General features: G+C 65.6%; 25 protein-coding genes and 1 tRNA gene. 14 read left to right on the top strand and 12 right to left on the bottom strand.

The features are described 5' to 3' along the window. Nucleotides 1-25: 25 nt before the first annotated feature. The 4 genes from LZK98_RS14155 to LZK98_RS14140 all read left to right on the top strand — a co-directional run bounded on the left by LZK98_RS14155 (nt 26) and on the right by LZK98_RS14140 (nt 2,532). Nucleotides 26-778, top strand: a complete 753-nt coding sequence (locus LZK98_RS14155) for an SDR family oxidoreductase (RefSeq protein WP_233783014.1) — start codon at nt 26-28, stop codon at nt 776-778. After that, complete coding sequence (locus LZK98_RS14150; RefSeq protein WP_233783013.1) at nt 775-1,893, top strand: glycoside hydrolase family 130 protein; 1,119 nt, start codon at nt 775-777, stop codon at nt 1,891-1,893. Before LZK98_RS14155 ends, LZK98_RS14150 begins: the two co-directional genes overlap by 4 nt. Nucleotides 1,894-1,905: 12 nt before the next feature. After that, nucleotides 1,906-2,415, top strand: coding sequence for a 2'-5' RNA ligase family protein (locus tag LZK98_RS14145; RefSeq protein ID WP_233783012.1), 510 nt, complete (start codon nt 1,906-1,908; stop codon nt 2,413-2,415). 40 nt (nt 2,416-2,455) lie between these two features. Beyond that, nucleotides 2,456-2,532, top strand: a tRNA-Met gene (locus LZK98_RS14140). Between the two features lie 383 nt (nt 2,533-2,915). On the opposite strand, the gene LZK98_RS14135 is transcribed toward LZK98_RS14140, so the two are convergent. Continuing rightward, the gene (locus LZK98_RS14135; protein ID WP_233783011.1) at nt 2,916-3,644 is read right to left on the bottom strand and encodes a FadR/GntR family transcriptional regulator; all 729 of its coding nucleotides are present in this window, start codon (nt 3,642-3,644) and stop codon (nt 2,916-2,918) included. Nucleotides 3,645-3,827: 183 nt separating this feature from the next. Between LZK98_RS14135 and LZK98_RS14130 the strand changes: the two genes are divergently transcribed. From LZK98_RS14130 to LZK98_RS14110, 5 genes are read left to right on the top strand one after another with little or no spacing between them, the layout of a single operon-like run. Beyond that, nucleotides 3,828-6,545 carry a TonB-dependent receptor gene (locus LZK98_RS14130; protein ID WP_233783010.1) on the top strand — a complete coding sequence of 906 codons (2,718 nt, stop codon included), beginning with the start codon at nt 3,828-3,830 and terminating at the stop codon, nt 6,543-6,545. A 32-nt stretch (nt 6,546-6,577) separates the two neighbouring features. Then, the gene (locus LZK98_RS14125) at nt 6,578-8,257 is read left to right on the top strand and encodes a GH39 family glycosyl hydrolase (RefSeq protein WP_233783009.1); all 1,680 of its coding nucleotides are present in this window, start codon (nt 6,578-6,580) and stop codon (nt 8,255-8,257) included. 16 nt (nt 8,258-8,273) lie between these two features. Next, entirely contained in the window at nt 8,274-9,545 is a 1,272-nt protein-coding gene (locus tag LZK98_RS14120) for an MFS transporter (RefSeq protein WP_233783008.1), read from the top strand. After that, nucleotides 9,542-10,720: an L-rhamnonate dehydratase gene (locus LZK98_RS14115; protein ID WP_233783007.1), complete on the top strand. Its 1,179-nt coding sequence runs from the start codon at nt 9,542-9,544 to the stop codon at nt 10,718-10,720. The genes LZK98_RS14120 and LZK98_RS14115 overlap by 4 nt, the downstream gene beginning before the upstream one ends. Further along, complete coding sequence (locus LZK98_RS14110) at nt 10,717-11,589, top strand: NAD(P)-dependent oxidoreductase (RefSeq protein WP_233783006.1); 873 nt, start codon at nt 10,717-10,719, stop codon at nt 11,587-11,589. Before LZK98_RS14115 ends, LZK98_RS14110 begins: the two co-directional genes overlap by 4 nt. 113 nt (nt 11,590-11,702) lie before the next feature. Here LZK98_RS14110 and LZK98_RS14105 read toward each other — a convergent pair whose 3' ends face one another. From LZK98_RS14105 to LZK98_RS14060, 11 genes are all read right to left on the bottom strand, one after another. Continuing rightward, complete coding sequence (locus tag LZK98_RS14105) at nt 11,703-13,391, bottom strand: alpha-L-fucosidase (protein ID WP_233783005.1); 1,689 nt, start codon at nt 13,389-13,391, stop codon at nt 11,703-11,705. A 132-nt stretch (nt 13,392-13,523) separates the two neighbouring features. After that, a complete protein-coding gene (locus LZK98_RS14100; protein ID WP_233783004.1) occupies nt 13,524-15,635 on the bottom strand; it encodes a TonB-dependent receptor in 2,112 nt (703 codons plus the stop codon). A 342-nt stretch (nt 15,636-15,977) separates the two neighbouring features. Then, entirely contained in the window at nt 15,978-16,235 is a 258-nt protein-coding gene (locus LZK98_RS14095; RefSeq protein ID WP_233783003.1) for a hypothetical protein, read from the bottom strand. Nucleotides 16,236-16,321: 86 nt separating this feature from the next. Continuing rightward, nucleotides 16,322-16,495 carry a hypothetical protein gene (locus LZK98_RS14090; RefSeq protein ID WP_233783002.1) on the bottom strand — a complete coding sequence of 58 codons (174 nt, stop codon included), beginning with the start codon at nt 16,493-16,495 and terminating at the stop codon, nt 16,322-16,324. A gap of 225 nt (nt 16,496-16,720) precedes the next feature. Next, a complete protein-coding gene (locus LZK98_RS14085) occupies nt 16,721-17,353 on the bottom strand; it encodes a hypothetical protein (RefSeq protein ID WP_233783001.1) in 633 nt (210 codons plus the stop codon). Continuing rightward, nucleotides 17,353-17,559 (bottom strand): cold-shock protein, encoded by a 207-nt coding sequence (locus LZK98_RS14080; protein ID WP_233783000.1) that lies wholly within the window; start codon nt 17,557-17,559, stop codon nt 17,353-17,355. Before LZK98_RS14080 ends, LZK98_RS14085 begins: the two co-directional genes overlap by 1 nt. Nucleotides 17,560-17,568: 9 nt before the next feature. Further along, nucleotides 17,569-18,480 (bottom strand): transglutaminase family protein, encoded by a 912-nt coding sequence (locus LZK98_RS14075; RefSeq protein ID WP_233782999.1) that lies wholly within the window; start codon nt 18,478-18,480, stop codon nt 17,569-17,571. Nucleotides 18,481-18,495: 15 nt separating this feature from the next. Continuing rightward, nucleotides 18,496-18,783, bottom strand: coding sequence for an antitoxin Xre/MbcA/ParS toxin-binding domain-containing protein (locus LZK98_RS14070; RefSeq protein WP_233782998.1), 288 nt, complete (start codon nt 18,781-18,783; stop codon nt 18,496-18,498). Continuing rightward, the gene (infA, locus tag LZK98_RS14065; protein WP_233782997.1) at nt 18,780-19,040 is read right to left on the bottom strand and encodes a translation initiation factor IF-1; all 261 of its coding nucleotides are present in this window, start codon (nt 19,038-19,040) and stop codon (nt 18,780-18,782) included. Before infA ends, LZK98_RS14070 begins: the two co-directional genes overlap by 4 nt. Before the next feature lies 1 nt (nt 19,041). Continuing rightward, nucleotides 19,042-19,173: a hypothetical protein gene (locus tag LZK98_RS20545; RefSeq protein ID WP_264757852.1), complete on the bottom strand. Its 132-nt coding sequence runs from the start codon at nt 19,171-19,173 to the stop codon at nt 19,042-19,044. 304 nt (nt 19,174-19,477) lie between these two features. Further along, nucleotides 19,478-20,236: a Crp/Fnr family transcriptional regulator gene (locus LZK98_RS14060; RefSeq protein ID WP_233782996.1), complete on the bottom strand. Its 759-nt coding sequence runs from the start codon at nt 20,234-20,236 to the stop codon at nt 19,478-19,480. Between the two features lie 8 nt (nt 20,237-20,244). Here LZK98_RS14060 and LZK98_RS14055 point away from each other — a divergent pair, with 8 nt between their 5' ends. From LZK98_RS14055 to LZK98_RS14035, 5 genes are all read left to right on the top strand, one after another. Then, on the top strand, nt 20,245-20,565 hold the full coding sequence (locus LZK98_RS14055) for a hypothetical protein (RefSeq protein ID WP_233782995.1): 321 nt from the start codon (nt 20,245-20,247) through the stop codon (nt 20,563-20,565). A gap of 146 nt (nt 20,566-20,711) precedes the next feature. Beyond that, complete coding sequence (locus tag LZK98_RS14050) at nt 20,712-22,217, top strand: ATPase domain-containing protein (RefSeq protein ID WP_233782994.1); 1,506 nt, start codon at nt 20,712-20,714, stop codon at nt 22,215-22,217. Continuing rightward, nucleotides 22,207-24,816: a GAF domain-containing hybrid sensor histidine kinase/response regulator gene (locus tag LZK98_RS14045; RefSeq protein ID WP_233782993.1), complete on the top strand. Its 2,610-nt coding sequence runs from the start codon at nt 22,207-22,209 to the stop codon at nt 24,814-24,816. Before LZK98_RS14050 ends, LZK98_RS14045 begins: the two co-directional genes overlap by 11 nt. Continuing rightward, the gene (locus LZK98_RS14040; protein WP_233782992.1) at nt 24,813-25,166 is read left to right on the top strand and encodes a response regulator; all 354 of its coding nucleotides are present in this window, start codon (nt 24,813-24,815) and stop codon (nt 25,164-25,166) included. The genes LZK98_RS14045 and LZK98_RS14040 overlap by 4 nt, the downstream gene beginning before the upstream one ends. Before the next feature lie 408 nt (nt 25,167-25,574). Further along, nucleotides 25,575-26,297 carry a Crp/Fnr family transcriptional regulator gene (locus LZK98_RS14035; RefSeq protein WP_233786592.1) on the top strand — a complete coding sequence of 241 codons (723 nt, stop codon included), beginning with the start codon at nt 25,575-25,577 and terminating at the stop codon, nt 26,295-26,297. Nucleotides 26,298-26,525: the final 228 nt, after the last annotated feature.

Below are 26,525 nucleotides of genomic sequence, written 5' to 3'. Positions count from 1 at the left end.
GCGGGGTATTGCGAGGAGCTCCCCAATGACCAGCCTGTCCGATGCGCATACCGCGGTCACCAGCCTCAAGGGCAAGCGTGCGCTCGTCACCGGCGGGAGCAAGGGCATCGGCCGCGCCATCGCGGTGCTGCTCGCCTCGGAGGGCGCGCGCGTCCACATCTGCGGGCGCGACGAAGAGGCTCTCCAGGACGCTTTGACGCGCATCGACGAGGTGGGGGAGGGCGACGGCGTCGCCATCGACCTGGCCGAGCGCGGGGCGCCCGCGCGCTATGTCGACGAAGCGGTGAAATGGCTGGGCGGGCTCGACATCGCGGTGATCAACGCCGCGATCGCCGCAGAGGGATTGAGCGACACCAGCGCCGAGGAGCTCGACTATGTCGTCGCGACCGACTTCGCCGCCTATTATGCCGCCGCCCATGCCGCGGTCCGGCACATCACCGAAGGGGACATCATCCTGATCGGCTCGACCTCCGCGCATTCGCTCTCGCCGAGCTCGACCGTCTATGCTGGTATCAAGGCGGGCATCGCCGGCTTCGCGGAGGCCCTGACCAAGGAGGTGGGGGCGAAGGGCATCCGCGTCTCGCTGATCGAGCCGGGCATGACCGGCTCCGACATGCAGAGCCCCGATATTCCGCCCGACCAGCAGGCGAAGCTGATCGACGAGGACAAGATGCTGCGCGCCGAGGACATCGCCGTTGCCGCCCATTTCATGCTGACTCAGCCGCGGCGGACGGTGGTGATGCAGATGGCGGTGGTGCCGAGGCTGCAGGAGGCATGAGCTTCCCCGTCGACCGGCTGGTCCTCACTCCGGCCGACATCGATCTCTCCCGTTCGCCGCTCGCCGGCCATCTCGGCACGGAGACCTATGTGCTCGGCGCCTTCAATCCCGGCCTGACGCGGCTCGCCAACGGCAATCTGCTGATGGTGGTGCGGATCGCCGAGGCGCTGCGCGAGCCGATCCGTGCCGGCAACATCCACTCGATCCGGTGGAGCGAGGGCCGGTATACGCTCGATGCCTGGCCGCTCGACCTGGTCGACACCAGCGATCCCCGCAAGTTCATGATGCGCGGCGGCGGGTGGAAGGTGATGGCGCTGACCTCGCTCTCCTGGCTGCTGCCGGTCGAGCTGTCGCCGGACGGGCTGGAGGTCGAGGCGATCCACTACGACCGCGCGATCCACCCGCGCGAGCCCTATCAATGCTATGGCGTCGAGGACGCGCGGATCAGTAAGGTCGGCGATCGCTATCTGATGACCACCTGCTCGGTGAGTCCCGAGCGGCACTCGACCACCCTCTACACCTCCGACGACGCGCTCGACTGGACGCTGGAGGGCATCGTCCTCGATCATCAGAACAAGGACATGCTGATCTTCGAAGGGTTGGTCGACGGCAGGTACTGGGCGCAGACGCGGCCGCTCGGCGATCTCTATTTCGCCTATCCGCCGGGCAGCGAGTGGCGGGCGGGGCCGTCGATCAATCTCGCGACCTCGCCCGATGCATTGCACTGGAAGCCCCACGACCGGCCCGGCATCCGCCCGCACTCCGGCACCGTCGCCACCGCCAGGATCGGCGGAGGCACGCCGCCCATCCTCACCGACCGCGGCTGGCTGAGCCTGTGGCACGGCGTCGAGCCGCTCGGCGTGGTCGGCATCTACCGCACCTATTGGTCGCTGATGGACAGGGACGATCCCGCCCGGCTGGTCGCGACCGAGCATGCGCCGCTGCTCGAAGCCTCGCCGGCGCTCACGGAGCCGCTCAAGGCGCTGATGTATATCGACAATGTCGTGTTCACGACGGGGATCGCCGATGCGGGCGATCATTATGTCGTCGCCAGCGGGGAGGCGGACCTCGCTTGCCGGATCACGCACATCCCGAAGCAGGCGTTTGGCCTTTAGCGCGGGAGGGACGTGACGGCGCCGGCTCCGATCATCGTCACCGCTCTCTTCGGTGCGCAGGATTTCGCCTGGCTGGATGGCTTCCGCCGCCGTCACTATCCGGCGGAGCGTAACCGCGTGCCGGCGCATCTCACGCTCTTCCATCACCTCGCGCCCGACCTGGCGCCGGAACTCAGGCGGCGCCTCGCCGCCGCCACCCGCGGCCAGCCGGCGCCGCGCGCCTGGATCGCGGGCGTGCTCGACATGGATGGCTGTGTGGGTCTCCGTGTCGAATCGCCCGAGCTCGAGGCGATCCGGGCCGATCTCGCGGAGGCGTTCGGCGCGATGCTGATGCCCCAGGACCGCGCCGGCTGGCGCCCGCACGTCACCGTTCAGAACAAGGTCGCGCCTGCCGAGGCACGGACGCTGCGTGCCCGGCTCGCCGCCGACATCGCCCGCAGGCCGCTCGCGATCGCCGGCCTGGCGGCTTGGCATTATCGTGGCGGCCCGTGGGAGCCGCTGTCGCGTCACATGTTCGCTTGACCGACGCCATACCCCCGCCTATGTGCCCCGGCCTGCCTGGGGCGGAGTAGCTCAGCTGGTTAGAGCAGCGGAATCATAATCCGCGTGTCGGGGGTTCAAGTCCCTCCTCCGCTACCAGGGCCGGATTTTCCCGATTTGTTTACTTTGGCGCCATGGACCAGGCGAAGCTTTGCCTGGAGCATGCCGGGACCCTCGTCCGCCAGAATCTCGGTCGCCGCCGCGACCGCGAGGCAACCGACGAACGCGCTAGACGCGCCGCTTGCCTCTCCGACGTCGCGGCGCTGGCCCGGCCATGGATGAGCCGGGTCTGATCCTCGACATCGAGATTGAACCGGATTTGCCCGACGCATGATGTAACTCCCTCGGATTGCGGAGGGCGCGGCTTCAATGCGGGCAATGCGACGGGCGGTAATACGGCCATAGCTCGTACCGGACCGACCTCGCTTCAGGCAGGTGCCAATCTAGTATGAGAAACAGATCGGCACGAGTTTGTCGGGGCGTCACAACATGCCGGCGTCGCGAGAGGCATTGTGAATGAGCGCCAGCATCTTCAGCCGTGCTTCCTCCGCGTCTCCACGGACGATCGCCTCGAACACGGCGTCATGGTCCGGCATGGGATCGCGGGATTCCTGCCGCTCGTCGCGTGCGAAACGCGTCGTCCATGCCACCACCGCCGTTACGGATGTCGCCAGGGTGATGAGCGATTCGTTCCGCGCGGCGAACAGGACGAGCCGGTGGAAACTTTGATCTGCGGCTCTTCCCTCAGCAGTTTTCAGGCCGAACCGGCGCATCTCCTCCAGCGCGTGACCCATTTTCGAGATGTCCTGCACATCACGGCGAAGCGCGGCAAATTGCGCCGCCGCAGGCTCCACCACCATGCGTAGGTCGAATATGTCGCGGAGGAATTCGGGCGTCGGGCCGGCTTCGAACATCCAGGCCAGCACGTCCAGGTCCAGCATGTTCCAGCGCGACCGCTCGTTGATGCGGGTGCCGCTCTTGGTGCGACTATAGACCAGCCCCTTGGCCGACAGGACCCGTACCGCTTCCCGATAGGCCGTGCGCGACACGCCTTGCTCGGCGCTGTAGCGTTCCTCGCCCGGCAGCATTTCCCCGGGCTGATATCGGCCACTGACGATAGCGACGCCCAGATCATGCGCGATCCGGTCATGGATTGCCCGCGGGGCGCGCGCCGCGGCGCGCGACAAGGGGTGGTCGTCCATAACGTTCATCGCCCTTCCGTCTGCTGTCTCCATCGGCCCGTCAAGCCCATCCTTTGCGCAGGAGTTGATCTAGTATGAGAAAAAATACCCATTTCCGCGCGGTATGGACCAAAATGAAGGATTCTGGCTTGAACTGCACTGAGAATCGGCTCATCTAGTATGAGAAATAGAAAAACTTGAGGGGAGGGAGACATGAAATCCGGGTTCAAGCCGCATCATATATCGGCCGTCGCGCTTCTGTTCGCACAGGCCGCCATCGCGCAGGCGCAGGATGTCCAGCCTCAGGCTACGACGGACAAGGAGGCGCAGGAGCCTGCCGCCGTGAGCGCCGACGACATCGTCGTCACCGGCATGCGCGCCAGCCTGTCCTCTGCCCAGAACATCAAACGCAATGCCCGGCAGCTGGTGGATTCCGTCGTGGCGGAGGATATCGGCAAGCTGCCGGACAATAATGTGGTCGAAGCGCTGCAGCGCGTGCCGGGCATCCAGGTGTCGCCGCGCGCCCGTGGCGAGTCCGCCACGGTGCTGATCCGCGGCCTGCCGGACGTGGTGACCCTGATCAACGGCCGCAACATCTTCAGCACGACCGGCCGCTCTCTCTCGCTCGCGGATGTGCCGGCGGATCTGGTGTCGGGCGTGGATGTCTACAAATCGCGCTCGGCCGACCAATTGGAAGGCGGCATTGCCGGCCTCATCAACGTCCGCACCCGGCGTCCTTTCGATTTCAAGGGGTTTGAAGTCGCGCTGGCGGGCCGCCAAGTCTACAGCGAGCAGCCCGACAAGATCGATCCCTATGTCAGCGCGCTCGTCAGCAACCGCTGGTCGACCGGCATCGGCGAGATCGGCGCGCTGGTGAGCGTATCCTATCACAAGACCCGATATCGGGACGAGACCATCTTTAGCGGCGGCTATTTCGGCTATAATCCGGACAATAGCCGCGCGCCTTATACGCCCGGCGTGCCGCTCGACCCGCGGGGTAGCAGTCCAATCGATCCCCGGGTGTTCCGTACGGATGTGATCGGCGCCTTCGACCGAATCGGTACGCGCACGCGTCCGGCGGTCAACGCCACGCTGCAATGGGCGCCCGACGACCGGCTGACGATCCATGCCGACGGCCTGTTCTACGGCTATCGCGAGCGCGGCAACGGCAACCAGAATTTCACGTCGATGAACGGCACGCTACTGTCGCCGCTGCAATTCGTGGGCGACACCAAGCTGGTCGAATCGCTCAGCATCGCCAACGGCCGCGTCGCCAATTTCGGTAACGCCTACAAGAACAAGGCTGACCGCTGGCAGGGCGCGCTGGGCGCCGACTGGGAGGCCGGCGACTGGAAGGCTGCGACCGAGTTTTCCTACACACGATCGAAGGCGACCGACATCGGCAATAATCTGGATGTGGACTTCATCGCGTCCCGTACCGATGCCGTGTTCAACGACGGATCGGGGACGCCCCACTTCACCTTGCCCAACGACGATCCCGCCGATCCGTCGCGCTATTATCTCTCGCGCCTGTCGACCACACGGACGATCGGCGACGGCACGGAGCTGGCCTGGCGCGGCGACCTGTCCTACCGCTCGCCTTTCCTGATCTTCTCCGGCCTGGATGCCGGAGTCCGCCTCAGCAAGCGCGACGCGAAGTCGGACAGCTTCACGCAAACCGTGAACTGTTCCCCGACCGGCGCGGTCAAATGCTATGATATCAAGGCGACCAGCCTACCGGGGCTGATGACGGTGACGCCGGGTGATTTCTACGCGGGCACGCGGCCATACATGCGCCGATGGGCGACGCCTGCCACCGATTATCTGCTGAATGACATCGGTACGCTGCGCCAGCTGTTCGGCCTGGCGCCGGACGATCCCGCTTTCCAGGATACCCAGCATTTCGACATCACCGAGAAGAATTACGCCGGCTATGGGCAGGCCAATATCGAGGCCGGCCGGTTGGACGGACAGATCGGCGTGCGCGTCATCCGCACCGACATCACCTCCAGCGCCTTCCTGGTGCTGCGCGGCGCGACCTCGCCGGTCACCATCCGCAACAAGAGCACCGACGTGCTGCCCAGCCTGGCGCTGCGCTACAAGCTGAAGGACAATCTGTTCCTGCGCCTTGCCGCCAGCAAGACGATCACCCGCCCGAGCTTCGCCCAGCTCAATCCGGCGCTCACCCTGACCCCGCCGATACCGGGGCAGCAGCCGTTCGGCCGGGGCACCAGCGGGAATGCCGATCTGAAGCCGATTCGGTCGGACAATTACGACCTGTCGCTCGAATGGTATATCGACCGCTCCAGCTCGATCACGGCGACGATCTTCCGCCGCGACGTCACCGGCTTCATCCAGTCGGTCACCAGCAATTTCGACATCGATTATCTGGGCGCCGACAATGGCGTCTATCAGATCACCCGTCCGGAAAACTCCGGCTCGGGCCGGCTGCAGGGCATAGAGGGCGGCTTCACTTTCTTTCCCAAGGGGCTGCCGACCTGGCTGGACGGCGTGGGCGTCAGTGCGAACGGCACCTATATCGACGGCAAGAACACCGCCTTGTCGCCGCTGCCGGGCGTCACCGGTTACATGGACATACCGTTCCAGAATGTCTCAAAATATTCCGCCACGGGCACGCTGATCTACGAAAAGGGCGGCTTTTCCGGCCGCGCCTCCTACGTCTGGCGCGACAAGTATAATGGCGGCCTGCATTTCACCGGCGTCAATCCCAATTTCATTACCAACGGGCAGATCAGCAACCTTGACCTGTCCTTCTCCTATGAGATCAATCCCAAGTTCACGGTCGTGTTCGATGCGACCAACGTGCTGAAGAATCTCTACCAGACTTCGTTCAACGATCCCCGTCTCTTCCCGCGCGATACGGTTCTCTACACGCGCACCTTTGCCTTCGGGTTCCGGGCGAAGCTCTAAGGACCGCCATGCCAGTTTCGAGAGGATATGCCATGATGATTTCGCGGGTGATCGCCTCCTTGTCGGCGCTGATGGCGCTGCCGCAGATGGCGCAGGCGCAAGAGGAACGACAGGTCGCGATCAGCGTGGACGCGAGCAAGCCGGCAGGCGAGCTGCCGCCCGTCTGGCGCTTCTTCGGCGCGGACGAGCCGAACTATGCGACGATGAAGGACGGCCGCAAATTGCTGGTCGAACTGGGGGAGTTGAAGAAGGGCGAGGTCTTCTTTCGTGCTCATAATCTGTTGAGCAGCGGCGACGGCACCCCCGCGTTCAAATGGGGCAGCAGCAACGCCTATACGGAAACGAAGGACGGCAAGCCGGTCTACGACTGGAGGGTGCTGGACGGCATCATCGACACCTACCTTGCGCGCGGAGTGCGGCCCTATCTGCAGATCGGCTTCATGCCGGAGGCCATGTCGAGCGCGCCGGCCGGGACGCCCTATCAGCATAGCTGGCGACCGGGCTTTTCCTATAATCTGATCGAGGGCGGCTGGAACTATCCGCCGAAGGATTACGCCAAGTGGGGCGAGCTCGTCTATCAATGGACGCTCCACAATATCGAGCGCTATGGCCGGGCCGAGGTCGAACGGTGGTATTTCGAGGTCTGGAACGAACCTAACGGATCGTCCTACTGGAAGGGGACGCCGGAGGAATTCTACAAGATGCATGACTATGCGGTCGATGCGGTGCGTCGTGCGCTGCCGACCGCACGGGTCGGAGGACCGGACGTCGCCGGGGCGGGCGGCGCCTTCATGGACGGCTTCCTGAAACATGTGTCGTCTGGGAAAAACTATGCGACGGGCCGGACCGGCACGCCCACGGACTTCCTGTCTTTCCACGCCAAGGGCAGGCCTGTCTTCGTCGACGGCCATGTTCGCATGGGGATCGCCACCCATTTGCAGGAGGCGGATCGCGGCTTCACCAAGGTGCTGTCGATCCCGTCGCTGGCGACCAAGCCGGTAGTCATCGGCGAAAGCGACCCGGAGGGCTGCGCCGCCTGTCCGGGACCGCAGAACGCCTATCGCAACGGCACCATGTATTCGAGCTACACCGCGGCCAGCTTCGCGCGCATCTGGGAACTGGCGGAGCGGCGGAAGGTCAATCTGGAAGGTGTCCTATCCTGGTCCTTCGAGTTCGAGGATCAGCCATGGTTCGCGGGCTATCGCCAACTGTCCACCAACGGTGTGGACTTGCCGGTGCTCAATGTCTTCCGCATGTTCGCCCGGCTGGGCGAAACGAAGCTCGCGACCACCAATGACGCCCAGATTCCGCTCGATCAGGCGATGGCGAACGGCATTCAGGGCGAGGCGGACATTGGGTCGATCGCCACGCGCACGGCGGACGGCAAGGTCGCGCTGCTGCTCTGGCACTATCATGACGACGATGTCGCGGGGCCGGACGCACGCGTGAGGATCAACCTGAAGGGCCTCAAGGCCGTACCCGCCGCCGCGACGCTGTGGCGTGTCGACGGCGACCATGCCAACGCCTTCACCGCCTGGAAGAAGATGGGGTCGCCCCAATCGCCCAACCAGGATCAATATGCGCAGCTCGAAGCCGCGTCGCGCATGCAGGCGGAGGATGTCGCCGTGACCGGCGGCGCGCGGGGGGCAGCGACGGTAGATCTGCGCCTGCCGCGTCAGGGCGTCGCCCTGCTGATGCTCGACGCGAAGTAAGCGGATACGCGGCGCGATGACGCGGAACGAGGCAGGAGAGCGGCTGCACGCGGGGCGCTGGGCGATCGCGGCGATGATCACCGTCGCCATCGCCATCAGCTACCTCGACCGCCAGACCCTGCCCTGGGCGATCAAGCATATCGAGGCCGACATCCCGATCGGCAACCAGACGAAAGCGCTCCTCGATTCCGCGTTCCTCGCGACCTATGGCCTCATGTACCTGGGGGGCGGCTGGCTGCTGGACCGGGTGGGGACGCGGGCCGGTTTCCTGGCGATCATGATCTTCTGGTCGCTCGCCTGCGCCAGCCACGGCCTGGCGGGCGGTATCGCGGCGCTGGTCGTCAGCCGTCTGGCGCTGGGCGTGGGGGAGGGCGGGGGCTTCCCGGCCGCGACCCGCGCCATCGCCGAATGGTTCGCGCCGCGGCATCGGTCGGCCGCGATGGGGCTGGTTAATGCCGGGACGGCGCTGGGTGCCGTGGCCGCGCCGCCGCTGATCGCCGGCATCCTGGCCTATGGCCATTGGTTCGACCTGGCGAGCTGGCGGTGGGTCTTCTTCATCACCGGGGGCCTTGGCCTCGCCTGGGCGCTCTGGTGGTTCCTGACCTATCGCACGCCGCCGGGAGAGGACGCGGGTGACGGCCCGACCGACGGGCCGGGGCCGACGGTCGCTTCGCTTCTATCGCGCCGCGAGGTGCGAGGCATCGTCGGCGCCAAGTTCCTGAGCGACGGCGCTTGGTATTTCTATCTCTTCTGGCTGCCCAAATATCTGTTCGAGGCCCATGGCTTCGACCTGAAGCAGGCGGCGACGATCGGCTGGATACCCTATGCGGCCTCGGGCGTGGGCAGCCTGTGCGGCGGCTGGCTGTCCAGCCGTCTGCTCTCCTCCGGCTGGTCGGTCGACGCCGCGCGCAAGATCGCGCTGGGGCTCAGCGCCGCCTGCATGCCCTGGGTGATGCTGGCGCCCGCCACCGCTTCCGTCGCGGCAGTGATCGCCATCTTCAGCCTCGCCTTCTTCGGCCAGCAGAGCTGGTCCACCCTCGTCATGACGCTGCCGACCGATCTCGTGCCGCGCAGTGCCTTGGGCCGCCTGGCCGGGCTGGTCGGCCTGGGCGGCGCGTTCGGCGGCATCGTCATGGGGCAGGCGGCGGGATGGGCGCTCGACATCGGGCTTGGCTATGCGCCGGTGCTGGTCGTCGCCGCCAGCCTGCACGTCGCCGCCTTCGCGCTCATCTGCCTTGCCATTCCTCGCATTTCGCAACTCGATTTCACCGGAAAGGTCCTGCCTTGAAGATCACCGAGATCCGTACGCGCGTCGTCCAGTGGGAAGGCGATACCGTGCCGTTGCCGCCGCATTTCTGCACCAATCCGATGGATCTCGTCTCGCCGCTGCTGACGCGCGAGACGATGGGGACCTTCACCTTCCATGGCTGGCTGATCGTGGAGATCTTCACCGACCAGGGCCTTGTCGGCATCGGCAACGCGGCGCTCGCCCCGCTGGTGACGAAGCAGCTGATCGACCTTCACCTCGCTCCGCTGCTGATCGGGCAGAACCCGTGGGACAGCGAGTTCCTGTGGCAGCACATGTACCGCAAGACGATGGCCTTCGGGCGCAAGGGCGTGGCGATGGTCGCCATCTCCGCGCTCGACATCGCCATCTGGGACCTGATGGGCAAGGCGGCGAAACAGCCCTGCTATCGCCTGCTGGGCGGCCGGACCAAGGCGAAGATCCCCGTCTACGCCAGCCGCCTCTATTCGATCCCGCTCGATGCGCTGGCCGAGGAGGCCGTCCGCTACAAGACCCAGGGCTACAAGGCGATGAAGCTGCGTTTCGGCTGGGGGCCGGTCGACGGCGCGGAGGGCATGGCCCGCAACGTCGAGCTGATCCGCACCGTGCGGGACGCCGTGGGCGACGAGATCGACGTCATGGCCGATGCCTATATGGGCTGGAGCCTCGACTATGCGAAGCGGATGATGCGCCTCATCGAGCCGTATAATCTCCGCTGGCTCGAAGAGGCGATCATCCCCGACGACATCAACGGCTATCATGAGCTGCGCCGCTTCGGCACCACGCCGATCGCGGCGGGCGAGCACGAGTTCACCAGCTACGGCTTCCGCCAGATGATCGAGGCGAAGGCGCTCGACTATTTCCAGTTCGACACCAACCGGGTGGGCGGCATCACCGCCGCACGCAAGATCCAGGCGCTGGCCGAGGCCTATTCCATCCCCGTTGTCCCTCACGCCGGGCAGATGCACAATTACCACGTCGTGATGGCCAGCCTGAATTCGCCGATCGCGGAATATTTCCCGATGGTCGACGTGGAGGTCGGCAACGAGCTGTTCTGGTATATCTTCAAGGGCGAGCCGCAGGCGGTGGACGGCCACATCGATCTGGACGATGATCTGCCGGGCCTGGGCCTCGAGATCGACGAAGCCGCCCTCTCGCGTTTCAAGGTGATCGGATGACCAAGGAAAAAATAGCGGTCCTGGGCCTGGGCATCATGGGCTCGGGTATGGCGCGGCAGCTGCTGGCGGCCGGCTTCGACGTTACGGTGTGGAACCGCAGTCCAGGAAAGGCGGCACCCTTGACGCAGGCCGGCGCACGCGCCGCCGCCACGCCGGCCGAGGCGGTGGCGGATGCCGCAATCGTCGTCGCCATGCTTGCCGACGACAGCGTCTCGCGCGCGGTCTGGATGGGCGAGGGTGGGGCACTGGCGGCGATGGCACCGGGTGCGATCGCGATCGAATCCAGCACCCTGACCGGCGCCTGGATCGCGGACCTCGCGCAGGCGGCATCCGCGCGCGGCGTCCGCTTTCTCGAGGCGCCGGTGACCGGCAGCCGCGACCAGGCAGCGCAGGGCGCGCTCCGGTTCCTCGTCGGTGGGGAGGCCGATGTCGTCGCCGCGGCGCGCGGCGTCTTCGACGCGATGGGCAGCGCGCTCGTCCATCTGGGACCGGTCGGCAGCGCGGCGACCGTCAAGTTGGCGAACAATTATCTCTGCGGAGTCCAGGCGGCCTCCTTGGCCGAGGCGGTTGCCTTGTTCGAGAAGCGAGGGCTGGATGTCGAACAGGCCATGTCCATTCTGACCGACGGCGCGCCGGCCAGTCCGATGGTGAAGGCGGTTGGCCGCCGGATGCTCGACCGCGACTATGCCCCTCATTTCCTTGTGCCGTTGATGGCCAAGGACTTGGGCTATGCCGCGCAGACCATGGCCTCTGCCGGCATCCGGTCCTCCATCGCGGAGGCCGCACGGCAGCGGTTCCTGGAGGCGGATGCCGCAGGGGAAGGGCATCGAGATATCGCCGCGATCGTGGAGCCGCTCCGGAGGACGTGAATGAGGCCCTGGCGTTGATGCGCTCGGCGGCTCACCGCAATCGATAAGGGCGGACCGGCTGTTCCGTCGGGGGAGATGACTGTCGCCGGGTCGACAGCGGCCCGTCGGGTTTCTCAGGCCGCGAGGCCGGGGCCACTGATCACCAGCGCGATGCCGATCTCGTTACGGCGCGCATCCGGCAGGCGCACCTCGAGCGCGCCTTGCTTGCGCGTGAAGGGCAGGGGACTGGCATCGCCCGGCAGCGTCACGCGGGCGACTTCGCCCCGACCGACGGGATTACCGGCGCCGAGCAGCTCCATCCGTGCGATCCCGTCCTCGGGCCAGCCGAGCACCAGTGCGTGGAGATTGCCGTCCTTGACGACATAGCGCACGTCCCTGGCGCCGAAGCGCGACTTCGGGCCGCCTTCGGAGAAATTGCCGCCGCCGCCGCCCGCCGGCCCTTCGCCGTGGAGGCGCCAGGGACGGCTGCCGTAGATCGCATCGCCATAGGGCTGCATCCAGGCGGCAAGCCCTTCGAGGATCCGCTCCTCCTTGTCGTCGATGGTGCCGTCGCCACGTATGGGGATGCTGAGCATCAGATTGCCGTTCTTCGACACGACGTCGCAAAGGGTGTGGATCACGGTCTGCGCCGACTTGTAGCCGTCCTCTTCATAGACCTTGCGGCTGTAATGCCAGTCGCCGATGCAGGTGTCGGTCTGCCAGGGATAGGTCTCGATATAGGTCTTGCCGCCGCGCTCGACGTCGTCGACGATGCCCATCCGCCGCTGCGGCGGGGTGCCTTTGGCGGTCACCACCGCTTCGAGCCGGCCGCCATTCCAGCGCATGCTCTGGTTGTAGAAATGGGCGGTGACGTCGAGCCCCGCCTGTTCGAGCGGCAGGTCGAAATTGTCGAAATAGACGAGGTCGGGCCGGTACCGGTCGATCAGCTCGCGGCAGCGCAGGAACCAGCTGCGCACGAACTCGGGCCGATCCGGTACGCCTTCGCTCCACAGCCCGTCGTTGGCCTCGTGCCAAGCCTTCGCCTCGGCGATGGTGGTGACGCCGTCGGGCATGTACGCGCCGCGCCCGGTGTAGAGTTGCTGCGGGTCGAGCCCGTCCCACCATTTGCCGCGGCCGTCCGCCTTGGTCAGGCGGAACGCGTCGTAGCGCTGCCCGCGCCGGGGCCCCTCGGGATCATAGCCATAGGCCGCCTGGTTCCAGTGCCAGGCATGAGCGGAATGGTTGGAGACGCCGAAGCGCAGCCCGCGCTCGCGCGCCAGCTTCTCCCAGGTGCCGACGATGTCCTTCTTCGGCCCCACGCGGGTCGAATTCCAGGGATGATAGGTCGACGCATAGCAGTCGAAATTGTCGTGGTGGTTGGCGAGCGCCATGAAATATTTCGCGCCGGCGCGCTGGTAGAGATCGAGCAGCCGCGCCGGGTCCCAGCGTTCGGCCTTCCACTGGTTCTGGATCTCCATGAAGCCGACGTCGGCCGGATGGCCATAGTGCCGGAGGTGATGTTCGTAGGCGGGATGCCCCTGGACATACATGTTGCGCGCATACCAGTCGCCCGCGGCCGGCACGCATTGCGCGTCCCAATGCGCCCAGATGCCGAACTTGGCATCGCGGAACCAGTCGGGGACGGTGTAGCCGGCCGTCAACGATGCCCAATCGGGCGTGAAGGCGCGGGGCAGGGCGACCCGGGCGGCACGTCCTGCCGGCGCGGTGGCGACACCGCAGGCGGCCGACGCCGTCTTCGACACACCCGCCATAGCCCCCGCGGCGAGCACGCCGCCAACTGCTTGCCTGCGCGTGATGCCCATGCCCCTCCTCCTGTCTAGCTGGCCAAGCATAGTCGAGACCTACCGTATATGAAATATGCTTTCATATACGGTAGGTCTCATTTCCAAGCCGGGCTGCTGTCGAGCTATGGCAATGGGGGCTCGTCCTTTGTCCTACATGGCAAAACGCACCGTCCCGAGGATCGTCCGAGGTGCGCCTGGCAGGTTGAGCAGCGCGGACGTGCCATGACCCGACACGATGTAGTGCTTGTCGAATAGGTTATAGGCGTTGATCTGGAACCGCGCCGGGCCAAGATTGGCCCAGGCCATCGCGTCGGCGGTGAAATAATGCGGCAGCACCGTCGTGTTCTGGGGATCGGCCCAGCGGTCGCCGACGTAGTTCGCACCCGCGCCGACACCGTAATCCTTGAGGATGGTCTTGGTGACGAAGAGATTGGCCTGGTTCCTTGGGGTGATCGTCGCGCGCTTGCCGATGAAGGTTGGTGTGGCTGACGCCGTCACACGCGTGTCGAGGTAGGAATAGCCGGCGATCACGCGCAGCCCTGACGGCAGGTCGAGCGCCGCCGACAGCTCCACCCCGCGTGTGCGCTGCGTGCCGATCGGAACGATGGTGTTGGTGGCCGGATCGGTGCCCTTGATGCCGGTGCGCCGCAGGACGAAGCCGGCAACCTGGATCGAGAGATGCTGGTCCAGCAGCGAGTATTTCGCGCCGACTTCCTTGTTGGTCGTCTGCTCGGGCGCGATATCGGCGTTGTTGGCGGCGAGCGCGAACGTCTCGGCGGATGGCTGAAAGCTGCGGCTCCACGACGCATAATAGGACTGGTTGTCGTCCGGCTGGAAGATCAGGCCGGCGCGAGGCGAGAACTTGCGGTCGGTGCGCTCGAGGTCCGGCTGGCCGGGCAGGCGCTGATCCGTCTTCTGGATGAACCAGTCGTGGCGCAGGCCCAACATTGCCTTGATGCCATGGCCGAAGTCGATCAGGTCCTGGACGTAGAGGCCGCGCGTGTCGAAGGTCGACAGCGTGCTGGCGCTGAGCTGCGTGAAAGCGGCGTTGTTGACGGTCGGCAGGACCGGATCGAGGATGTCGGTGACCGCGACGACGCGCGATTGCAACGTCTTCGCATCCTTGACCTGCCGGGCGATCTCGAAGCCGTAGAGCAACGTGTGGTGCGTTCCGGCGAGGTCCAGCTTCTGCGTGAGTTCGGACTGGTTCGACCAGCCGTCCTCGTCGCGTGCGATGCCGCCGTGGCTGAGCGTCACGGTGCCGGCCGCGGCGTTCACCCCGGTCGCGTTGGTGTTGTGGCGGTCGAGCGTGAAGCGATAATGGCGGAAGCCGTTGCGGAAGCTCAGGCTGTCGGAAAAGCGATGCACCAGCGTGATCGACTGCGACAGCACCTCCGACCGGCTGACGTCGGCGTCGCGCGCATTGGCCGCGCCGTAATAGGTCGACCGCGGGACATCGACCGGACGCCCGTTGATTGCGGGAATACCGAAGTCGGTGAGCCGCCGGTCCAGCAGATAGTCTGCCTGGACCAACAGGGTCGTGTCCTTGCCCTGGCCGAGCACGAGCGACGGCGCCAGCGCGACCCGTTTGAGGAACTGCTGGCTGCGGAAGCTGTCGTCATCCTCATAGGCGCCGGTCAGGCGGAAGCCCACGCCCGAGCGTTCATCGAACTGGCCGATGTCTAGTTCGCCGCGATATGTGTCGAACGACCCGGCCGAAACGGCGGCGGAGGCGATGTCCACGTCGGGCTTCTTGGTGACGCGGTTGATGAGGCCGCCCGACGAGCCACGGCCATAGAGGACCGCCGCCGGCCCCTTGACGACCTCGATCCGCTCCACGTTGGAGAGGTCGCGGAAATAGAGGCCGTCGTCGCGGAAGCCGTCGACGAACTGGTCGGCGATGGCGGTGAAGCCGCGGATCGTCACCTGATCGCGCTGGCCGTCGCCGTGGGAGAAGCCGACGCCGGGCACGTTCTTGAGCGCGTCCTGGAGCGAGAGCGCGCGCTGATCCTGGAGCACCGCGGCCGGCACGACCGACACCGACTGCGGCAGATCCTTCAACGCGATCGGGACCTTTGCCGCACCGGTGCTGGTCGGAACATAGCCCTGCTTGTCCAGCGTCCCGGTGACGACGATGTCCTGCTGCTGGGGCGTGTCGGCACCTTCCGACGAGGCATCCGCGGCATAGGCCGGAACGCTTGCGAGAACGAGAGCGCAGGAAAACGCCCGACCCGCGGTTCGGCCGGTGCGGTGCTTTGCCATGGAATAGAGTCCCCTTCGTGCGAATGACGCGGGGCCTTAGCTGCAAGTAAGAGTCGTTTGCAATATACCGGCGGCCGTTTGGGCATGCAGGATGGTCGAATGACGATCGGCCGCCCGCTCAGACGTTCGTCATGGTCGGTCCTCGAAACCCTTGACCATCCGCGCGCGGGTCGGAAAGGAAACCGGCAGCGGTGTCTGCGATATACAGGCGCGCGGCTTCAGCGGTCACCGTTCCCAATAGGTCGGCCTTGCCGGTCCAAAGGATTTTCCCGGGAACGAACTCGATAAGATCGTGCGGATCAGGGCAGCGCGAGATCGCGGCTGGCCGATCCGTCGACGCCGTCAGCGATCGGCAAATCCCAGGTCGGGATTCTCGCTGAGGAGGCGGTCGTCCATCGAAGCATGCACGATAGTTGCGGATTTGCGGAGCAGTCGTGCTTCGGCAGCCCTCGCCTCGCGCTTTTCGGCGAGCAGCGCTTCCTTGCCCCAGGCGGCGGCGGCAAGCGTCGCGACCCTGCGCGCATTCGGCAGAGCGGCAGTTGCAGCAAGGGCGCGATGGTGCGCCTCGCGGGCGCGGCAGACGGCGGACGTTGGCTGCATCGGGTGATTCCTTCCAGAGACGGTAGAACAGGTCGTTCGATGCCCTAGGCAATCATCGCCGCTTCCAGCTTCGAGCGGTTGGAAGTTCAGCTCCCGGGGCGAGGCCAGAACGGCGTGCGGGTCACCGAGCCGGCGAGCAGGCGTGCGGCATAGATGCGCTCGATCGCCCTTGCGTCCTCGGCACGGACGAAGACCACGCGGGTTCCCTTTGGAACGAGCGCCTCGATCGCGCTGATCGTAGCCCCATGCTTGGCCGACATCGCAACGACTTGATCAACGGTAGCGTCGATGTTCACGGCTCGCGACATCTCAGGCAGCCTGCAGAGACGCGTTCGTGGCGGCGCGTCGTGTATCGAAAGGGGCGGGGTTCGAGTACCGAAACGGCTGTCGACCGCCTCGTGGCGAGCCCGGCGCGCAGCCGACGACACGGGCGAGGCGCCTCTTGACGGAATCGAATGCTGGGGAAGGCATGATGCGGCTCCACGTCAGAGCGGGAGCACGAAACATCTCTCAGTCGCGTCCTTGCTCATGAGCGAAGCGGAGCGATGAGGTGGATATGGGGCACGAGAGCCTCCGTTACCAGTGCCGCGCCCGATATCGCAGGTCGCGGCGAGAATGAGGTCGTCCGCCAGCCGGGCATAGAACAGTCCGATGTTTTCGAGATCGGCTCTCTCGACGACGATCGCGTTGCCCAGGAGCACGCGCCGAAGCCGGCCTCGCTCACCAGGCCAGCCCAAGGTCATCGTTCCGGCTTCGCCGGCGTCCGCTCGTCTGGCGATGCCGTCGCAGTGAAACAGGCACTCCCGGGACCCGCCGAGCGCGAGAAGTCGTTCGTGGTCGTCGTTCGGCAGCGTCATTGTCCTGCGGAACTCCCGGAGCTTGTTTGCGGTATTGCGCTGGCGCGGCGCGGTCGGGAGGCGCTGCCGCCGGGCAGCTTCGTCGATCAGGATGTTCAGGAACCTGTCGAGCTCACGCAGCCCGTTGCCGATCACCTTGGACCGGAGCCGATGCGTGACGGATCGTATCGGGCGGACCGATGGGTTCCACGGTCGTAGCGAAGCGGCGAAGAAATCCGCGCCGCGGCGCAGCGTCGCGTGCGCCCGCGCAAGCTCGTCCATCACTCCGGCCGCAGATCGTGCGCGCAGGTCTGTCCCCGTAGATCGGTCTGCAGGACGTAGCGTACCCGCTGGTTGCATTCGAGCGAGCCGAGCTGCGAGGCTTCGACGGCGCTGACATGGACGAACGCATCGCGCCCGCCGCCGTCCGGCTGAATGATGCCGAATCCCCCTCGCACGTTGTAGAAGCACACTGTTCCGATCGGCATGGGTCCCCCTCAGCTTGGTGCCGGTTGCGGTTGATCGAAGGCGCTCGCCAGCACGGTGCCGGCGGTGATGTTCACGTCGACCAGCATCTCGACGAGATCGTCGGGTGCGCCGGTATGGCCACCTTGCACGGGGCGGATCTGATCGACGGTCCTGGCGACCGCGACGGGGATCAGGCCGGCCCCTCCCATCCGGGCGTGGGTCGGATCGAACGCGCTCCAGCCGGCGCAGGGGAGATAGACCTCCGCCCAGGCGTGAGCCGCGCCATATTGCTTGCCGGCACCGTGTTCGTCCGCCTCGAGGGCCTGCATATACCCCGAGACGGCGCGTGCTCCGAAGCCGAGCTGACGAACCGCCTCGATGAACAGCGTCGCGAAGTCGCGGCAGGAGCCGTGCCCCGAATGGATCGTCTCGTCGGGAGACTGGGCGCGCTCCGCAGCGCTTGCGCGATAGGCGAATTCCGCCAGGATTCCGGTGTTGATTTCCTTCAGCAGCGTCAGGGTGTCGGTCGGCTCGGATCCGCGGAACGTGTCGATCCAATCGCGGATGCTGTCGGCAGCCTGGGGATATTGAGGATCCCGCATCGACCCAAGGTCGGCCACCTCGTCGGCCGAATAGGTGAACGGGAACTCCTGAGCCGACGGCGCGATGCTGAAGACCGGCCAGGCCGTGGCCGATTGATCGACCACCATGCGGCTGTCGATGGTCAGCGTCTCCACCTCGTCCCAGAAGGTGGCGGTGGCGATGAGATTGCCGAACACGTCCTGCGTCCATTCGATATGCGCCGGCGGCGTGCAGCTCAGCAGCGTGGTGAGCAGGCGCAGGTCATGCTGACCGCGCGGGCACAGCATCATCCTGTGCGGCAGCAAGGTCACCGGCCTTGCATAGCGGTAAACGGTCCGGTGGCAGATCGTCAGCAGCATGATGAGGAGGCGATCCTAATCGGCTCCGGCGCGCGCGGAGATGGCGCGCTCGACCGCCTCGCAACCGGCCGCACTGGCTATCGCGAGATCGAGCGGGCGACCGCCGAGCGCCTCGTCGTGCGTGTTGAGAAAGGCGATCGCGGCATCGCCACCGAGAAGATTCCAGGCAAGCAGCGTGATCCGGCCCTGCCGCTCCACGCTCTCGGGCGAAAGACGCGCTCTTGTGGCCTTGTTGTGAAACGGGTTTCGCTTCGGCGCCGGAGAGGCGACGGTCGGCGGCTCGACTGGTTGTTCACCCTTCATCGCCGCTGTCCTCTCCTGGGGATGTGGCCGGAGCTTGCCACGCGCTCGCGGTAGACGAGCCGGCCCTTGTCCATGTCGTACGGCGACATCTCGACCTGAACGCGGTCTCCGACGAGGGTACGGATGCGGTATTTGCGCATCTTGCCTGCCGTGTAGACGATGACGCGATGGCCGTTCTCGAGGAACACGCGGAAACGACCATCGGGGAGGATCTCCTCGATCAGCCCGTCGAGGGTGAGGAGGTCCTCCTTGGTCAAGTCAGGCCTGCCCCGGCGGTGCCGGGGTCGCGCCCAGCGTGTCCTGGAGCTCGCGGACGCGCTCCGCATAGCATCTGGCACGGCTGCGATGGGCGATGCGCGCCTCGCGGGAACCGGCAGCATCGGCCTGCATCAGCGAAATCTGATGACGAGAGAGAAGGTAATTGAGATCCACGGGACGCCTCCGGCTTGATGTAAGCGGGAGCGCGATGGTCTCTCAGCCGCTGGCGCCTACGTGTCGGTCCTGCCAGCGATAATCATGATATAGGGATGAAGCCGCCCCGACGAAACCCCGCGCCGAAGAATGTTGGCGAATGCCCCCCGAGTAAGAGCGGCTCTCCATATTCGGCGGTGCTCTGTGCTGCGGGCACACGCTGATGCTGAACAGCCTGACCTTCACCGGCACGCGGACAACCACGCTGGAAGGGGCCGCGTTCTTATCCTTCACAGACGTCGTCGGCGGCGCGATCGATCTCCCGTTGCGCATAGGCAATCGTCCGGCGGCACGAGCAGGCGGCGGCTTCGAGGCGGTCGAAATCGACAATGTCGATGCTGCCGCGACGGCTGCGGATCAGGCCGGCGCGCTGAAGCGCGGAGGAGGTCACGGCGATCGTCGAGCGCTGGACGCCGAGGATGTTGGCAAGCTCCTCCTGGGTGAGGGTCAGGTGGCTGCCACGATGGCTGCGCGCCGAGGCGTCGAGCAGAACGCGGCACATTCGGCTTTCGACGCGGTGGATCGCAGTGCAGGCGACGAGTTGCCGCGCCTCGACCAGCAATGCCTCGACATGCTTGTGGATCGCCACCCGCAAGTTCGCGGATTGCTCGAACATCTCACGATAGTGCGAGTCGCGGATACGCCAGCCGGTGCCGCCGATCTGCACCAGCGCCCGCGAGTAGCTGAGCCGGCTGCCGCACGCTTCGAATGCGCCGAATGCGCCGTTGCGGCCGATCATTCCGCCGCTGATGCTTTCGCCTTCGACGCTTTCCGATGCGATGCAGATCAGCGCATCGTCGGGGAACCAGACCCAGTGCACCTCCGCGCCGGTCTCCTGGAGCACATCGCCGCGGCCGAGCTCGACCCGCTCGATATGAGCCGCGAACCGCAAGGCGATGGCGGGTTCGATCTCGGCAAGAATCTCGTTTTTGGGATTGAAGGTCATCGCGTCCCCGCTCGCGTCGGGAACGGTCCGGCGCATTGTTGAAGATGGATCAGATCCGGCATCACCGCCGGTGCAAGTTTCACGATAGCGGAACTGTCGGTCAGCGTATGCTTTTATGTGGGGGAGACCGGCCAGCAGCGGACACGATACGCATGACATTGAATGCGGAGGAGCAGCCGCTCAAGGTGGATGTGCTGAATGGCGAGGTCGTCATGACCGGTCCGCGGGTAGCGATCGCCTTGCATCCGACGGCGGCGACCGAAACGGCGCAGCGACTGCTCGCCGCCGCGAACCTGGCGATCGAGCAGGCGCGCGCGGCAGCGGTCCAACGGATGGATGGTGCGGCGTCCAACGATGTTTTCTGATCGCGTAGCGGGCCGGACGGCGCGGGAATGCTGCTGCATCGGCGCAGCGTAATCAATTCAATCGCCTTCTTCTGTTGGGTATCGAACACAGTTCCCGAAGATAGCTGATTATAGCGCGTCCCTGGCGAAGGAAGGGATGCGTCCGAATGGAACTGGAGTACCGCCCAACTACCCTGATTCCGACGGGCGTGCCGGGCCTCGATCCGATTCTGGCGGGTGGATATGCCGAGAATCGCGTTCATCTGATCGAGGGGCAGCCCGGGTCGGGCAAGACCAGCATGGCGCTGCAGTTCCTGATGGATGGCGCGAAACGGGGAGAGCTCGGCCTCTACGTCACCTTGTCGGAGACGACGGCCGAGCTCTGCGCGGTCGCGGCCAGCCATGGCTGGACGTTCGACGGCATCGAAATCTTCGAGATGATTCCTCCCGAGCTGTCGCTTGATCCCAATGCGCAGCAGACGGTGCTCTACTCGTCCGAGCTCGAGCTTGGCGAAACCGTCCGGATGGTCATGGCCGAGGTCGAGCGGGTCAAGCCCAAGCGGCTGGTGTTCGACAGCCTGTCGGAGATCCGTCTGCTCTCGCAGGGGTCGCTGCGCTATCGGCGGCAGGTGCTGGCGCTCAAGCACTTCTTCCTGAAGCTGGGCTGCACGGTGCTGATGCTCGACGACCTGACCTCCGAGCAGGACGATCTCAACCTACACAGCATCAGCCATGGCGTGCTGCGCCTCGAGCAGGTCGCGGCGCTGTACGGGGCCGAACGCCGGCGCCTGCGCTGCATCAAGATGCGCGCGGTCAAGTTCCGCGGCGGCTATCATGATTTCACGATCGAGCGCGGCGGTTTGCGCGTCTATCCACGTCTGGTCGCGGCCGATCATCATGTCGATTTCGCGGCGGACATCGTCAGCAGCGGGGTTCCGGCGCTCGATGCGCTGGTCGGCGGCGGTCTCGATCGTGGCACCAGTACGTTGGTCATCGGCCCATCCGGCTCGGGCAAGTCATCGCTCGCGATGCAGTTCGTCTATGCCGCGCTCAAGCGGGGCGAACCCGCGCTGACCCTGGTGTTCGACGAGGTGCGCAGCGTGTTCCTGCGCCGCGCGCAGGGCATGGGCTTCGACCTCATGCCGTTCCTCGATCAGGGGCTGCTCAGGCTGCGCCAGATCGATCCAGCGGAATTGACGCCGGGCGAGCTCACCGCCACGGTCCGCGACGCCGTCGAGGGGCACGGCGCCCGCATCGTGGTCCTCGACAGCCTCAGCGGCTATCTGAACGCCATGCCCGAGGAGCATTTCATGATGCTCCAGATGCATGAGATGCTGTCCTATCTGAACCAGCAGGGCATCGTGACGATCCTGGTGCTCGCCCAGCACGGTATGGTCGGGCACATGGCGAGCCCGGTCGACCTCACCTATCTCAGCGACGCCGTCATCATGCTGCGATTCTTCGAAGCCGGCGGCAAGCTGCGACGGGCGCTGTCGGTGCTCAAGAAGCGCACCGGCCATCATGAGGAGACGATCCGCGAATATCGGATCAGCTCGCGCGGCGTTGCGGTCGGCGAGGCGCTGACCGAGTTTCAGGGCGTGCTGACCGGCGTGCCGACCTATATAGGTGCGGACTCGAACCTCCTCGGCGAGACCGTCGGGCATGGGGAATGATCCAACGGTTCTGATCTGGACGCCGATCGGGCGGGACGGCCCCGTCATCCAGCGGCTGCTTGGTGGCGTCGGGATTCCCAGCCGGCCCTGTAGCGGGTTCGACGACCTGCTCCATGGTCTGGACGGTGCGGCCGGTGCGGTCATTGCCCAGGAAGGGCTGCTTGGTGCCGATCTCGCCGCGATCGAGCAATGGGTGAAGGCGCAGCCGAGCTGGTCGGATTTTCCGTTCGTGCTGCTGTCGCATCGCGGCAGCATGGTCGACCGGCGGCTGATCGCGCTGCTCGGCAACGTGACCGTGATCGAACGCCCGGTCGACCAGACCACGCTGGTGTCGGCGGTGAGCTCGGCGCGCCGGGCGCGGCTGCGGCAGTTCGAGGCCGGCAAGCAGCTCGCCGAGCAGCAACGCATGCGCCGCGCGCTTGCCGAGGAAACCCGGACGCTCGGCATCCTCAACGAGCTGGGGGCGACGCTCAGCGCCGAGCTCGACCTCGAGCGGGTGGTGCAGGCGGTGACCGATGCCGGGGTCGCACTGACCGGAGCCGAGTTTGGCGCGTTCTTCTACAACGTCATCGACGAGAAGGGCGAATCCTACACGCTCTACACGCTGTCGGGTGCCCCGCGGAGCAAGTTCGAGACCTTCCCGATGCCGCGCAACACGGCGGTGTTCGCCCCGACCTTTTCCGGCGAGGGGGTGGTGCGCTCGGGCGACATCACCCGCGATCCGCGTTACGGCCGGAACGCGCCGTATGCCGGCATGCCCGAAGGCCATCTGCCGGTGCGCAGCTATCTTGCGGTGCCGGTGACCTCGCGCAGCGGCGAGGTGCTTGGGGGGCTGTTCTTCGGCCACTCGACGCCCGACATGTTCGGCGAGGCGGCCGAGCGGATCATGGTCGGTGTTTCCGGCCAGGCCGCGACGGCGATCGACAATGTCCGCCTGTTCCTCGCCGAGCAGCGCGAGCTTGAGGAGCGCCGCCGCGCCGAAGCCGAGCTCAAGCGCCAGCGTGACGAATTTCTCACGCTGGCCGACAACATCTCCTCGCTCTGCTGGCTCGCTTACGGCGACGGCACGATCTTCTGGTACAACAAGCGGTGGTACGAATTTGCCGGCGGCAGCCCGGAGGACGGCGTCGCGTGGGAGTCCGCCCATGATCCGCAAGCTGCTCCGGAAATCCGCGAGCGCTGGCAGCACGCGCTGCGCACGGGCGAGCGGTTCGAGATGATCTTCCCGATGCGGCGGCACGACGGCGCGGTCCGCGAGTTCCTCTGCCGTATCACGCCGATCCGGGACGAGACCGGGTCCATTTTCCGCTGGTGCGGGACGCATGCCGACATCACCGAGCAGCGGGAGGTCGAGGCTGCCCTCGAAGCGCGGGTGGCCGAGCGCACCAGCGATCTGCAGCGTGCGCTCACCCGGCTCGAAGAAGAGGCGGCCGAGCGCGAAAAGGTCGAGGAGGCGCTGCGGCAGTCGCAGAAGATGGAGGCGATCGGGCAGCTCACCGGCGGTGTCGCGCACGACTTCAACAACCTGCTGACCGTGATCATGTCCGGCGTCGATGCGCTGCGCCGCCCCGGGCTGAGCGAAGAGCGCCGGTCTCGCTACGTCAATGCGATCGCCGAGACGGCGGAGCGCGCGGCGAAGCTGACGGCGCAGCTGCTTGCCTTCGCGCGGCGCCAGCCGCTGCGCGAGATCGTGTTCGACGCAGCCGACAATGTCGGCCGCATCGTCGAGATGCTGGCGACGGTGGTCGGCTCACGGATCACGCTCGACACCGACTTCAGGCTTTCTCCGGCGCCCGTGAAGGCCGACCTCATCCAGTTCGAGACGGCGCTGGTCAACATGGCGGTGAATGCCCGCGACGCGATGGACGGTGAGGGTTCGATCCTGCTGCGGGTCGATGCCAGCGACGAGATTCCCCCGATCCCCGGGCATCCGGCGGTGGCGGGCGCATTCATCGCGGTCAGCATCACCGACAGCGGCGTCGGCCTGGCCGCAGACCAGATCGCGCGCATCTTCGAGCCCTTCTACACGACCAAGGCGGTCGGCAAGGGCACCGGGCTCGGCCTGAGCCAGGTCTATGGCTTCGCCAAACAGTCGGGCGGCGATGTCCGCGTCGACAGCGCGCCCGGTGAAGGCGCGACCTTCACCCTCTACCTGCCGAGGGCCGCCGAGGCCGAGCTCATGCCCGAAGCCGAGCCTCAAGCTGAAACGATCGATGGCGACGGCAGCGGCCGCATCCTTGTCGTCGAGGACAATGAGAATGTCGGCGAACATGCTTCGCAGCTCCTATGCGACCTGGGCTATGAGACGGTCCGCGTCCAGGATGCCCGCAGTGCGCTGCAGGCTTTGCAGGAAGCGAGTGAGCCGTTCGACCTGGTCCTGAGCGATATCGTCATGCCCGGCGGGATGAGCGGGCTCGAACTGGCGCGAACGCTGGCACGGATGCATCCCGAGCTGCCGGTGGTGCTGACCACCGGCTATAGCGACGTTCTGATCGAGGAAGGCTCGGACGATGTGGAGGTGCTGCGCAAGCCCTATTCGATGGATGCGCTCGGCGCGCTGATGCGCCGCCTCATCAACAAGGTCGAGCGAGGCCGATGAGCGGTTTTGCAGGCAAGCGAATCCTGGTCGTCGACGACGAGCCGTTCATCGCGATGATGCTCGAAGACATACTCGGCGATCTTGGCTGCGCGGTGATCGGTCCCGCGCTCGACCTCGGCGAAGCCGAAGCACTCGCGCGTGGGGCGGCGATCGATGCCGCCATCCTCGATGTCAATCTCGGCAATCGAACGAGCCACTCGATCGCCGATCTCCTGCGCGAACGGCAAATTCCGTTCGTGGTCGCGAGCGGAAGCGCGGAGGCCGCTACGGTGCCCGGCGCGAGCGGTACGTTGAACAAGCCCTTCTGGCCGGCGGCGGTGGAGGCGGCGCTGTCGGAATTGATCGCCTGATTCCAGCGCGTCGCGGAAATGCGCGCAGCTGCGAGGCGGGCGCAATGGCATCCACTGGGCCCGATAATCGTGCGAGACGAAGAGCGACGCGAAGATACTGATGTCGCGTATCCAGCGGCCAATAAATTTCGATGAGATTAGATAAGTATGAATTTATCCTAGTTAAAGTATGTCATCTGTTATCTGTAAAATAATTTCAAACATTGCCGCATGATGAACAATATCATCTGCGGACCGCTAGCTATTTGCCTGCAGGGAACCGCGTTCGTTCCGTCGGAGTTATGATAGCAGACACTTGGGTAACTTGTAAGTCGGTTGCGATGACTGGTTGCGGATCTTTGGCGCCCGAAGGAGCGCTTGCCTCGTTCGCTGCGACCCGTCGCAGCCAGGAGGCATTGTGTGGAGACGATGATTGGATCGAACGCGCTGCTGGCGGCCCTGGAATCGGCTGCGCGTGCGCGTTTTCTTCCCCATTTCCAGCGAGTGGAGCTGCGCCGAGGCGACGTGCTGCACAGCGACGGACAGCTCATCGATTGGGTCTATTTCCCCCTGGCGGGGCTGGTGGCGATCGTGACCCAGACCATCGCCGGCGAAAGCGTCCAGACCGGCATGGTCGGGTGCAATGGCGGCGTGGGTATTTTGGAGGCCTTTGGCAGCGGACGCCACCGCTCCCGCGGCGAGGTCCAGATCCCAGGTGCCGCAGTGCGTCTCGGCGTCGCGCGCTATCGCGAGATGCTGCGGGCATCGCCGGGGCTCCAGCGCGCGGTCGAGCAACATCTTGAGATGCTCGTGACCGAAGCCCGGCAACTGATGGCCTGCAACGCGCTGCATTCGATCGAGGGGCGGCTGAGCCGCTCGATTCTCGATGCGCTGGAGCGCAGCTGCCTGGAGCGGATGCTGCCGATCACTCAGGAGGCGCTTGCCCAGATGCTTGGTGCGCAACGCACCTCGGTCTCCGGTTGCATCGCCAAGCTGCAGCGCGAGGGACTGATCCGCAGCAGCCGAGGCGCGATCGAAGTGCTCGACGTCGCTCGCCTGGAGCGGGTCGCGTGCGACTGCCGCGAGAGCCTGGCGATGGCCAAGGAGGAAATCTGGCCGGTTTCGGTCGAGCAGCAATTCTCCTCGGGCTGATTAGGATGCGGGCATAGGCAAAGAGATCCGAAACACCTCGTCCTGCTGGATCACTCGATAGGAAGTTTACCCTTGATCAAAGGCTGGCGTCACTCATTGGGCAGAACGAGGGCCAACATCCTTCGGATGTCCCGATCGGCGATGTCCGCTTTTCTAAGTTGGTCCAATCGCTGACTATCAGCTACCCTCCACGAGCAGTTAGACCGTTTTCGACGTAAGCTGCCGGTC

The sequence above is a fragment of the Sphingomonas cannabina genome, from assembly GCF_021391395.1.
Classification (GTDB): domain Bacteria; phylum Pseudomonadota; class Alphaproteobacteria; order Sphingomonadales; family Sphingomonadaceae; genus Sphingomonas; species Sphingomonas cannabina.
This window is presented reverse-complemented; position numbering and strand designations above follow the sequence as displayed.

Bases quoted from the DNA above. Each gene is read 5' to 3' on its own strand.
- LZK98_RS14035 (WP_233786592.1), top strand. From the start codon at position 25,575: ATGATTGGATCGAACGCGCTGCTGGCGGCCCTGGAATCGGCTGCGCGT.
- LZK98_RS14130 (WP_233783010.1), top strand. From the start codon at position 3,828: ATGAAATCCGGGTTCAAGCCGCATCATATATCGGCCGTCGCGCTTCTG.
- LZK98_RS14050 (WP_233782994.1), top strand. From the start codon at position 20,712: ATGGAACTGGAGTACCGCCCAACTACCCTGATTCCGACGGGCGTGCCG.
- LZK98_RS14125 (WP_233783009.1), top strand. From the start codon at position 6,578: ATGATGATTTCGCGGGTGATCGCCTCCTTGTCGGCGCTGATGGCGCTG.
- LZK98_RS14110 (WP_233783006.1), top strand. From the start codon at position 10,717: ATGACCAAGGAAAAAATAGCGGTCCTGGGCCTGGGCATCATGGGCTCG.
- LZK98_RS14095 (WP_233783003.1), bottom strand. From the start codon at position 16,235: ATGCAGCCAACGTCCGCCGTCTGCCGCGCCCGCGAGGCGCACCATCGC.
- LZK98_RS14090 (WP_233783002.1), bottom strand. From the start codon at position 16,495: ATGTCGGCCAAGCATGGGGCTACGATCAGCGCGATCGAGGCGCTCGTT.
- LZK98_RS14155 (WP_233783014.1), top strand. From the start codon at position 26: ATGACCAGCCTGTCCGATGCGCATACCGCGGTCACCAGCCTCAAGGGC.
- LZK98_RS14105 (WP_233783005.1), bottom strand. From the start codon at position 13,391: ATGGGCATCACGCGCAGGCAAGCAGTTGGCGGCGTGCTCGCCGCGGGG.
- LZK98_RS14150 (WP_233783013.1), top strand. From the start codon at position 775: ATGAGCTTCCCCGTCGACCGGCTGGTCCTCACTCCGGCCGACATCGAT.
- LZK98_RS14070 (WP_233782998.1), bottom strand. From the start codon at position 18,783: ATGAAGGGTGAACAACCAGTCGAGCCGCCGACCGTCGCCTCTCCGGCG.
- LZK98_RS14135 (WP_233783011.1), bottom strand. From the start codon at position 3,644: ATGAACGTTATGGACGACCACCCCTTGTCGCGCGCCGCGGCGCGCGCC.
- LZK98_RS14055 (WP_233782995.1), top strand. From the start codon at position 20,245: ATGGATCAGATCCGGCATCACCGCCGGTGCAAGTTTCACGATAGCGGA.
- LZK98_RS14100 (WP_233783004.1), bottom strand. From the start codon at position 15,635: ATGGCAAAGCACCGCACCGGCCGAACCGCGGGTCGGGCGTTTTCCTGC.
- LZK98_RS14075 (WP_233782999.1), bottom strand. From the start codon at position 18,480: ATGCTGCTGACGATCTGCCACCGGACCGTTTACCGCTATGCAAGGCCG.
- LZK98_RS14080 (WP_233783000.1), bottom strand. From the start codon at position 17,559: ATGCCGATCGGAACAGTGTGCTTCTACAACGTGCGAGGGGGATTCGGC.
- LZK98_RS14120 (WP_233783008.1), top strand. From the start codon at position 8,274: ATGACGCGGAACGAGGCAGGAGAGCGGCTGCACGCGGGGCGCTGGGCG.
- LZK98_RS14085 (WP_233783001.1), bottom strand. From the start codon at position 17,353: ATGGACGAGCTTGCGCGGGCGCACGCGACGCTGCGCCGCGGCGCGGAT.
- LZK98_RS14040 (WP_233782992.1), top strand. From the start codon at position 24,813: ATGAGCGGTTTTGCAGGCAAGCGAATCCTGGTCGTCGACGACGAGCCG.
- LZK98_RS20545 (WP_264757852.1), bottom strand. From the start codon at position 19,173: ATGCAGGCCGATGCTGCCGGTTCCCGCGAGGCGCGCATCGCCCATCGC.
- LZK98_RS14045 (WP_233782993.1), top strand. From the start codon at position 22,207: ATGGGGAATGATCCAACGGTTCTGATCTGGACGCCGATCGGGCGGGAC.
- LZK98_RS14060 (WP_233782996.1), bottom strand. From the start codon at position 20,236: ATGCGCCGGACCGTTCCCGACGCGAGCGGGGACGCGATGACCTTCAAT.